We start from the raw sequence: 9,150 nt of genomic DNA on the forward strand, positions 1-9,150 counted from the left end.
TGAAAGGATGATAACTTATATTTTTTTCTGTCCGATTTCTACGGCATATTATAAAAATGGGCATAGATTTAACTCAAATAGATTCTCTGGTGTTATCACATGGGCATAATGACCATACATGGGGATTAAAATTTTTACTAAAAATTTTAAAAGATAAATCTTCGAAAGTAAGTTCACCCGAGCTTATTTCTCATCCGTCAACTTTTATACCCAAAAGACATAAAGAATATGAAGATATAGGATTAAAATTTTCTCAAGACACTCTTTCTGAATATTTTAACTTGAATTTATCGACAACCCCTTTATGGATAAGTGAAAAACTTGTGTTTCTGGGTGAAATAAAAAGGCGTAATGACTATGAAAATAAAACTCCTTGCGGACAGATTTTGATTAATGGGCTGCAAGATGATTATTTGATGGAAGATTCGGCATTGGTTTATAAATCCCCAAAAGGACTTGTTATTATTACAGGATGTTCGCATTCGGGAATATGTAATATTATTGAGCAGGCAATCGAAACTTGTGACGATGACAGAATTTACTGTGTTATTGGAGGGTTTCATCTCTTAAATCCTTCAGACAAAATATTATCTGAGACTTTAAATTTTATGAAAATGATAAATCCCAAAAACTTATATGCCTGTCATTGCGTGGATTTAAATACAAAAATCGAATTGTCTAAAATTGCTGCCATAAAAGAAGTCGGTGTAGGATTAACTCTTACTTTTGAATAAATCGATAATATATATAAAAAAGGAACAAATATGAAAATAAAAAAATATCTTAATGGCTTAATTTTAGTAGTTTTGCTGACAATTTTAGCTGTTTATATTCAAAATATTCATATTGTTAAAAGCTTGAGTTTGAGTGCGATTATTATAGCAATACTTCTCGGGATGTTTATAAAAAATACTTTTGGCGTTCAAGAGAGCATGAACGAAGGAATTAAACTCTGCTCTAAAAAAGTATTAAGGCTTGCAATAATTTTACTCGGTTTTAAGCTAAGCCTTTTAGAAGTGTCTAAACTGGGATTTAAGGCGGCAATAATCATTCTTGTAATAACTTCAGTCACTTTGATTTTTACAAGGTATCTTGGAAAAAAGTTAAATATATCACGCAGTTTATCAATTCTTATCGGAGCAGGGACTTCTATCTGCGGAGCTTCGGCAATAGTTGCAGTAAACGCAGTTACAAAATCAGAAAACGAAGATGATGTCGCATTTGCCGTTGGTATAGTAACAATCTTTGGAACAGTATTTATGCTTTTATATCCGATTGGATTTCATGTTTTTCATTTGAATACAATTTTTTATTCTTTATGGACGGGAAGTTCAATTCATGAAGTAGCACAGGTAGTAGCCGCCGGCTTTGCTGCTTCAAATCAGGCAGGAACTCTGGCTACTGTGGTAAAATTGACAAGAGTATTGCTTATAGTTCCTGTTACTATTCTTTTAAGCATGAGAGAATCTAAAAAAGAAAACTCATATAAATTCAGTCTTAAAAATATAACAATTCCCTGGTTTGTTTTGATGTTTTTAGGAGTAATAATAATAAATTCTTTGAATATAATTCCGCAAAATATTTCAAAAGGCTTTATTAATTTGGATAATTATTTAATGACAGCAGCTATGGTCGGGCTTGGGCTTGAAACAAGCTTGTCAGCGATGCAAAAAACAGGTTTAAAACCAATATATTTAGGAGCTTTAGCCTCCTTATTCATATCAATTTTTAGTGTAATAGTTATTTTATTAATAAAATAACTTGTATTTAAAATCAAAAAACCATCTTTGAATATTTATACTCAAGATGGTTTTTTGAATGACATTATTTTAATTTAATATTTTATACAGCGACTGTTATGCTGATTTCCCGAACAACTTTTTCAAGAGCCTGAAGCGCGTCGGCAGGAAGCTTGTCTAATCCTGCTTTTTCTGTATCTCTTGAGCTTATAAAGTCAATTCTGTCTTTCAATCTTGCAACAAATTGCTGTTTATATTCTTCGTTTTTGAAACTTACATCAAAGTCTTCAATCTCCATAATTTCAATATCAGAGAAGTTTTCCCATTTTTTGAAATCAGCGTTGCCTTCAACAATTGCTTCAATAATTCCAAGAGTATGCTTAGGTTGTACTTTTTTGCCCATAAATGAACCGGTATTTAGGATATAGCAATCTACACCGTCATCAATAAGCTGTTTGAATCTTGTGTAATCCATTTCAAGAGGATAAGTCCTGAACGGATTCGCATAAGGTTCAACTACAAGAGCGTTAGGATCAACTCCTTCTGCCAATCTTTCCGCGGAAGACCTTTTCGTAGCAAGAGTTGCACCCATTGCCGATCCCAGCGATGATCCTTTGAGTTTTAGGACAGGAGGAATTGTGGGATCCTGCATAAGCCAGAAAATCGCATCAATTGGTTCATCTACCCTGTCAACTCTGTTTGGCGACCATAATCTTGATTTGACTGCGCGTCCGTTTCCATTTCTGACATCTTCGCTTACAATGAAAAGTTTTCCGTTCTCATCAGCAGCCACACCGTTGTTTTGAACTGTAATAAGAAATTTATTATCTTCGCAGCCCATAGGATAGTCCTGTGTTTTGTCAAAATAAGCAGGCTCAAGTGCAATGGAATATTTTTCTTTTACATTTATTATAAAAGCATCGTCATGAAGCACTGTTACATCGTATTTATTATCGTGCTTTGCGTGTGTAATTGTGGATTTTCCCGAACCGGAAAGCCCGAAAACCGCCACAGAATATTTTTTGTCATTAGTCATATTATATCTTTTCAAGCCGCCATGACATGAAGCATAGCCGTTTCTGGCAGCCGCACACCAGCCAAGTGTTAAAGTTCCTTTTTTGTGTTCGCCAAAATATCTCATCCCTAAAATTGCAGCACAGTTGTTTTTTGGATCAAAGAATGTTAATCCGTATGGATAATCTGGATGTGTCCAGTCAGGATCAGAGAATAGATATATATCCCCTTCTTTAATCTTACGAGAGTCTTTATACATCTCGCTGTAAAGTTCATTGATGTACTGGAAGTTTAATAGCCAGCTGTACATTACGTTTTCGAAATCTTCGGGAATTAAAAGGTGTGCTTTAATCATAAAATCTTTATCGAGCCCGACATAAGATTCGGCATGATACATTAATTTGTATCTTGTTCCGTAAACGGCTTCTCTGATAATAGGAAGCAATTCACCCAGATCGCAACCCGGTTCTCCCACTATTACCCTTGCTGCGGAGCATCTTCCAACAACTGTACCGTCGTTAAAAAGAAGCACATTTGCATCTTTTGGAATACCCTGTTTTTCAGGCTCATAAACAGGCATTCCTGTTAATTCTACTGTACCGGGGCTGTTTTTTGCTAATTTATAAGCTTCTCCCAGTGTGGTGATTTTTTCAACGTTATTTCCGAAAAATGCGGATTGTAAAGTCGTTCTTACTGCGGAGGTTACACTTTTAAATTCTTCTGAATCAGTCAAATACTCGATTGTACTCATTTGTTATCTTCTCCTTTTGGCTATAAGTCATTTTGGCTAATAAGTCATTCAGGGGAATGTCTATTTATTAAGTGTACAGTATACATTAATTTTTGGAAAGACATAATGATTTATTTATTAACAATACGAAATACGCAAAGGGACTTAAAGCGTTTTTTTCGTATAAAAGATTTTTCCGACCCTGTCTATATGTTCTTTTAAGGGTAAATGTTTGAGCGATTCATAATGAGTTATGTCAAATTTATACGGAGTAGGCAGTTCTTCTATTTCACCTGCAATTTTTGACTGCAATCTGAAATCTATATCTTTTCCAAAAATAGCAAAGTCAATATCAGATTCTTTTTTATAATTTCCTTTTGCCCGTGAACCGTAAATTTTTACAAGCTCAACCTGTGGAAATTTATTAAAAAATTCCAGCAAAATTTTTGTTGTTCTTTCAGAAAGACCGAACTGACTTAATTCTTTTTCACTCATCTAAGTGACCTTTTAAATAATTATAAACTTGCTTTAGTTCTTTAAAATAAAAGTTATTAATCTTTTCTAAAATTTCATTAGTTTTTGTTTCATCATAGGTATGAGAAGTCAAATTTCTGTCTTCGAGCATATCAATCCACGCTTGACCGTTATCAATAATTTTTGCGGCAAAAGCTTCTTTTATGGTATCACGTGTCATACTTGCTTTTATTCCCTGATATTCCAAATAATCTTTTAAAGTTTTCCAGCCAAGTTCAAATGTATATTCGAATCTTTGAATTACACCTTCTTTTTCAAGATTGGAAAGATTTTCAATTTTTAAATCCAGTCCTTCTTTTAAAAGATTATATGCTTTTTCAAAATTTTCAAATCTTTGCTTCCATCTTATATCTATCATTTATAAAACTCCTATGAGGTTTATTATAAAACTAAAATTCCAAAATTTCTCCCATGTTTACAATTATTTCATTGCCGTCAGTGTAAATGACAAGTGAGCCGTCATCTGCAATTCTTTTGGCAATTCCTTTGATTTTGGTTTTGTAAGAATCAACCGTAATAGTACTATCCAGAAAATAAGCCCTTTTTACGTAATCGTCTTTTATAAAATCAAAGCCTGTGTTCAAAAATTCATCATAATTTTCAAAAAACTTATTAAGCAGCTTATTTAAAAATTCATCCCGGTCTATTTTCTTTTCTAAAATTAAATTAAGCGAAGTTGCAGGTCGATCAATTTTTTCCATATCTGTTTTTTCAAAATTTAAATTTATTCCTATTCCGAGTACAAGCCCCTGAAAAACATTTCCTCGTATAGAGGTTTGTGCAAGAATTCCCGCAATTTTAGAGAATCGTGCGCACTTTGCTGATGTTTTGGCTTGCATTGCCTCTTTGGAGTTTTTATTTTCTGCCAGCACGTCGTTTGGCCATTTTATTACCGGTGATATTCCGTAAGTTTCCAAAACTTCGCATAATTTAACTGACAAATACTGCGGAATATTATTTAAAAAAGAATCTTCTCCGATTTTAATTGCAGGTTTTAAGACAAAAGAAATGTAGATGTTATCAGGCTTGTCAGAAATCCATTTTCTGTCAAATCTTCCGCGGCCTTCTGTTTGAATTTCCGCCATTAAAACATCTTTATCCGAATAATCAGGAATATTTCTTAAAGCATGTGTATTTGTGGAAGTTATTTCAGGAAAATATATAAGATTAAAAGCTTGTTGCATATACAGCTCCGATTAAATAAGCATGATTTAATTTTTATGACTGTATAAGCAAGCTGGCTCCAACAACGCCTGCGCTGTTTCCAAGTTGTGCGGGAATAACATTTAAGCTTTCTGACGAGATTTTTAAAGCCCTTTTCTTTATTGTTTCTTTTATCGGATTTAAGAGGATATCGCCAGCCTGAGCCACACCGCCGCCGATTATAATCACTTCGGGGTTGAGAAGGTTTACCACGCTGCTCAAAGCAATCCCAATCCAGTATCCTGTTATTTCAAAGATTCTTAATGCAATATCATCTCCTAAAATAGCGGCTTCTGCGACTATTTCCGGTGTGATAGGAGAACCTGCGGCAAGTTCTTTGAACTTTGCGGATTTTCCTGTCATCAAATACAATTCAGCCTGTTTGACTATTGCAGGACCGGAGGCCACAGCTTCTACACAGCCTGTTTTTCCGCATCCGCAAATTTCACCGTTGTGTTCCTGAACTATTACATGCCCAAGTTCGCCAGCTGACATACTTGCACCTCTTACAAGCTGACCGTTAATAATTATTCCTGAGCCTATACCTGTACCTACAGTGATACAAACAATATTTTGGTAGCCTTTTCCTGCTCCAAATTTGTATTCCCCGAGAGTAGCTACTCTAACATCGTTGTCTATTTTAACAGGCAAGCCAAATTCATCCCTTAAAATCTTTGCTAAAGGAACATTCACCCATCCCGGAATATTTGGAAGTGATCTTACTATACCGTTTTCCGAATCTATTTGACCCGGACAGCCGACTCCGATGCCCCCGACTTGTCCTATAGAAACTTTAGATCTTGTTATACTGTCCCTGATTAAATTTATAATATTTTTGATAGTGAACTCATAGCCCATTTCGGCTCTTGTAGATGCGCTTTCTGAAAAAGCAATTTTGCCTTTTGTGTCTACAAGTGCAATTTTTATATTTGTCCCGCCTATATCAATTCCAATATTATAATCTTTAGTCAATAATCCAACTCCTAAAACACTACAAACTTTTGAAATAAGCAACAGACAAAAAATCTTCATACTTTTAATTGTGCTGAAGTAAAACTGAGAATTTTGATATTGCTGAATATTAAGATGTTTTTATTTTCTTAATAAGAAGGTATGACGGTTAAAATTTTTTGTCACCAAATTAGTTTATCATAAAGTTATTTAAATTTAAAAAAAAACCACCATTTGGTGGTCAATTCATCTCTGCTTTTTATGTTCTCTTCTTCCGTTAGTGTTTAAGTATAAAGGGGGTTATATGAAACGGAATTTGTATTTTTTCAAGTATAAGGATTTATTTTGTCGAAGTAATTATTATTTTTATTAATTGTTCCCTCGACACTTATTATTTAAAACTAAATAAAGTGTGTTGTCAACACTATTTTTTATATTTTGGTTTAAAAAAAAATTTTCTTTAATAAAAACCCTTGCTGTAAGCGCATTTTGTAAATTATTAATTTTTTTAAAAATAGCTTTTAATACTAGCCCAAACTCAAACCGCCGCATAAATTCAAAGACTGCCCCGTAAGTCCCTGTGCTGATTCAGAAATTAAATATTTGGTTAGGTAAGCAATCTCTTGCGGTTCAATCCATCGTTTCTGGGGAATCATTTCTAATTGTTCTTGTTCGTCAATATCACCTGAATTAATAACTTCATCAGCAAGATTTGTTTTAACCCATCCGGGATTTATAACGTTTACTGTAATTCCGTATTCTGCAAGCTCAAGTGCAAGTGATTTTGTGAGCCCTATCAAGCCTGCTTTTGCAGTTGAATAAAGAGATGCGTTAGCTTCTCCTACCGCTCCGCTAATTGAGCCGATACTTATGATTCTTCCCCATTTATTTTTTTTCATATCAGGAACTGCCAGCGTACATAATTCATAAGGCACTTGTAAATTAAGCTTTAAAATCTTTTTGATTTTGTCTTTTTCTGTTTTTTCAACAGGAGACCAAAAATAAGCACCGGCATTGTTAATTAAAACATCTATATGTCCCAGTTGTTTATGGGCATCATTAAAAAGTTTGGTGGGAAAATCTTCTTCAAGAAGACAACCTGCACAAAAACCTTTTGCTTTAATTTTTGAAGCCAGCTTTAAGAGTTTTTTTTCATTTCTTCCCGTCAAAAAAATATTATGTCCAGAGCAAGAAAGTCTTTCTGCAATTTTAGCACCGATTCCATCGGAACTTCCTGTAATCAGTATATTTTTAGCCGAAGACATAATTAATTATTATTGTTGTTATTATTGCTGTATAAATCTGTCATATTAGGCATCATCATTTGAGACATCATTACCTGAAGAGTCTCGGGATCAACCTTTGTATTCCCCTGACCGTTCTGCATCATCATTAGCATTGGCATCATATTGTTCATTGAGTTGCTGCCGTTCATATTGTTGCTGTTGTTGCCAAATGCGCTCATGAGCATATTCATTTGCATCATTTCAGGATTAATTTGAGGAGTTTGAGCATTTGCCGAAGTATTGGCAGTATTAATTCCTGCTTTTGTTAAAACCTGCATAGCTTCTGCTATTTGTTCCTGTGTAGGTTTTTCGTCATTTGAAGATTTCTTGTGTTCTAAATTTTCTATTCTGTTGTAAATATCAGGACTGGTTTCTCTTTTATTATTTACATTATCAATAATACTTTTAATGTTATTTTCTTGAAATTTTGCTTTGGCTTCTTCGGAAAGAAAGCCTTTTGATGATTGAACAACAGGAATTATAGCCTGTTGACGGATTCCGCTCAGGTTACTTTTTCCAATATTTGCGTTTTGAGCAAGCTCTGTATTTGGAGATAAAGTAATAACTGTGTCGTATTCAGAGGTAGCTTTAGTAACATCGCCTGTCTGTACATAGCACATACCTAAATAATAATGAGCAAGACTATTGCCGGGGTCTGTAGCCGTGATTTTTTCTAATGATTGCATCGCTCCAAGATAGTTTTTGCTTTTGTATTGTTTAATTGCCTGATTTAATTTAGGATTTGTTCCTGACGCAAAAGCAGAAGAAGCAATCGAAGCAGACAGTATTAAGGAAATAATAATTTTTTTCATTGTCTTTACCTTTTGTTAAAAATTTTACCCATATTTATTTTAATGATTAATAAGTAAATTATCAACATTTCTAATCTATTTATATTACTTTTTTTATTTGGTTTCATCTTTTTAATTTAATTATAAATTTTTAGCATAATTTTTCAAATAATAATTTTTATTTGATATTTAAGTATAACTCTTAATTTTATATAAACAATAATTAATATTATACTCATATTTTAATATGAAATATATTTGTATAAGTATCTTAAAATTTGTAGCACGATTATAATGATATACAGAGTTGTCGACTAGTAGCTTATCGGTAGTAGCTTTAAGGCTTTGACTAAAGTGTATATGTTGACTATAACTAGGTACTAAGTTGACTCTTATGTTAAAAGTACAGTAAAAGAGTTAGTGTAAAAGTAGAGAGAGCGGGTGAAAACCTTGAAAATACGCATTAAGGAAGTCGCCAGGACAAAAAAAGGATGGAGTCTTTACAGACTAGCAAAAGAACTGGGTTTACCGCAACAAACAGTTTATTCCTGGGCAAATGGCAGAACACAACCATCTTATGACAATATGGACAGATTGTGCGAAGTAATTTCTTGCAGTGTTGGCGAACTCTTTGAAACCGAATCCTTTAAAATCAGACTTAATATCGCAGTAAATAGCGATTAGTTAAAATTTTGTTAAAAAATTGCCAAAAACTGTTTTGCCTTTTAGAATTATTCTGTAGCAAAACAGTTTTTAGCTTAAAAGTTTGAATTACATGTTTATTTAAGATGTTGCAATTTTTTGATTTGATTATCATGATTTAAAAAATTTTAAATTAAAAACTGCTTTGCTAAATCGCCAAAATCGTCATTGCGAGCATAGCGAAGCAATCTATAAAAAAT

10 protein-coding genes are annotated in these 9,150 nt (G+C 33.4%); 3 read left to right on the forward strand and 7 right to left on the reverse strand.

The genetic code is table 11. The features are described from left to right. Window positions 1-56: 56 nt before the first annotated feature. Window positions 57-734: an MBL fold metallo-hydrolase gene (locus tag WCG23_12255; protein MEI8390640.1), complete on the forward strand. Its 678-nt coding sequence runs from the start codon at window positions 57-59 to the stop codon at window positions 732-734. 30 nt (window positions 735-764) lie between these two features. Then, a complete protein-coding gene (locus tag WCG23_12260) occupies window positions 765-1,760 on the forward strand; it encodes a YeiH family protein (protein ID MEI8390641.1) in 996 nt (331 codons plus the stop codon). A gap of 82 nt (window positions 1,761-1,842) precedes the next feature. Here WCG23_12260 and WCG23_12265 read toward each other — a convergent pair whose 3' ends face one another. The 7 genes from WCG23_12265 to WCG23_12295 form a co-directional block, all read right to left on the reverse strand. Beyond that, the gene (locus tag WCG23_12265) at window positions 1,843-3,504 is read right to left on the reverse strand and encodes a phosphoenolpyruvate carboxykinase (ATP) (protein ID MEI8390642.1); all 1,662 of its coding nucleotides are present in this window, start codon (window positions 3,502-3,504) and stop codon (window positions 1,843-1,845) included. 144 nt (window positions 3,505-3,648) lie between these two features. Next, entirely contained in the window at window positions 3,649-3,978 is a 330-nt protein-coding gene (locus tag WCG23_12270) for a nucleotidyltransferase domain-containing protein (GenBank protein ID MEI8390643.1), read from the reverse strand. Continuing rightward, on the reverse strand, window positions 3,971-4,375 hold the full coding sequence (locus tag WCG23_12275) for a nucleotidyltransferase substrate binding protein (GenBank protein ID MEI8390644.1): 405 nt from the start codon (window positions 4,373-4,375) through the stop codon (window positions 3,971-3,973). Before WCG23_12275 ends, WCG23_12270 begins: the two co-directional genes overlap by 8 nt. Before the next feature lie 31 nt (window positions 4,376-4,406). After that, on the reverse strand, window positions 4,407-5,201 hold the full coding sequence (locus WCG23_12280; GenBank protein MEI8390645.1) for a biotin--[acetyl-CoA-carboxylase] ligase: 795 nt from the start codon (window positions 5,199-5,201) through the stop codon (window positions 4,407-4,409). 34 nt (window positions 5,202-5,235) lie between these two features. After that, on the reverse strand, window positions 5,236-6,192 hold the full coding sequence (locus WCG23_12285) for an ROK family glucokinase (GenBank protein MEI8390646.1): 957 nt from the start codon (window positions 6,190-6,192) through the stop codon (window positions 5,236-5,238). A 506-nt stretch (window positions 6,193-6,698) separates the two neighbouring features. After that, a complete protein-coding gene (locus tag WCG23_12290) occupies window positions 6,699-7,436 on the reverse strand; it encodes an SDR family oxidoreductase (protein MEI8390647.1) in 738 nt (245 codons plus the stop codon). A gap of 2 nt (window positions 7,437-7,438) precedes the next feature. Next, on the reverse strand, window positions 7,439-8,269 hold the full coding sequence (locus WCG23_12295) for a tetratricopeptide repeat protein (GenBank protein MEI8390648.1): 831 nt from the start codon (window positions 8,267-8,269) through the stop codon (window positions 7,439-7,441). Between the two features lie 429 nt (window positions 8,270-8,698). On the opposite strand from WCG23_12295, the gene WCG23_12300 reads away from it, so the two are divergent. Next, window positions 8,699-8,932: a helix-turn-helix transcriptional regulator gene (locus tag WCG23_12300; protein ID MEI8390649.1), complete on the forward strand. Its 234-nt coding sequence runs from the start codon at window positions 8,699-8,701 to the stop codon at window positions 8,930-8,932. Window positions 8,933-9,150 lie beyond the last annotated feature (218 nt).

It is taken from the genome of bacterium (assembly GCA_037147175.1).
GTDB lineage: Bacteria > Cyanobacteriota > Vampirovibrionia > Gastranaerophilales > UBA9971 > UBA9971.